Here is a 793-nt window from a genome sequence, read left to right as displayed (position 1 = left end):
GCGACCGGCAGGAAATCAGCTTACTGAGTACGCTGGCGGCGGGTGTTGCCGGAGCAACAGCGGGCAATAACCTGTCTTCTGCGACGACGGGGGCGCAAGCGGGGAAGAATGCGGTTGAGAATAATGCACTGGCATTAGGCAGCACCGCATCTGCACTGAATGCAGCAATCTCGGGTGCAATTGGAAATGGAAGCCAGCAACAACAGGATAATAAAGAAGATCAAGGTGCGGGATATACTTGTGAAGGTACCCGTGAACAGTGTGCGGTGCGTGACGGCACCCGTGGCCCGGGGCATACGGAGTTACCGATAGCGGATAAAGATCCGACCGGCGGTAAGCTCGAAAATCCGGCCCCGGCGGAGAGCACAGCCACCACGCTGACGACCCCGGATCAGTCGGATAAGAACGGAGCCAGTCATACCGGAAATACCGATGGCGCACCGTCTACTGCCGGAAATACCACCACGACGCCGATCCCGGATGGGCCCAATAAGGATGATTTGGCTTATTTGGCTGATGGGCATATGTTGGGGGCCAATGGAGTTCAGACGTCCAGTAAAACTATATGGAAAGGTGCCGGTAAGGAACGAATAGATGTTGAAAATCCTGCACCAGGACAAAGAGCGGGGCAACTACATTATCAAGATAATAAGGATAATAAATATCTTTATGATCCCAAGACGGATTCATTCCCCGATGCACCTAAGTCGGTAAATAATCTATTGAATGACCCATCATTTAGGAAGGCGATCAATAAAGGGTTGACTCAGTATTTAGGAGAGAAGAAATGAAG

1 protein-coding gene is annotated in these 793 nt (G+C 51.6%); it reads left to right on the top strand.

Going from position 1 to position 793, the window contains the following annotated elements; all coding sequences use genetic code 11:
* The coding region (locus tag J1785_RS00590; RefSeq protein WP_217218556.1) for a VENN motif pre-toxin domain-containing protein at window positions 1–791 on the top strand (791 nt) is incomplete at its 5' end.
* Window positions 792–793 lie beyond the last annotated feature (2 nt).

This window comes from Rahnella perminowiae (genome assembly GCF_019049755.1).
Taxonomy (GTDB): domain Bacteria; phylum Pseudomonadota; class Gammaproteobacteria; order Enterobacterales; family Enterobacteriaceae; genus Rahnella; species Rahnella perminowiae.
This window is presented reverse-complemented; position numbering and strand designations above follow the sequence as displayed.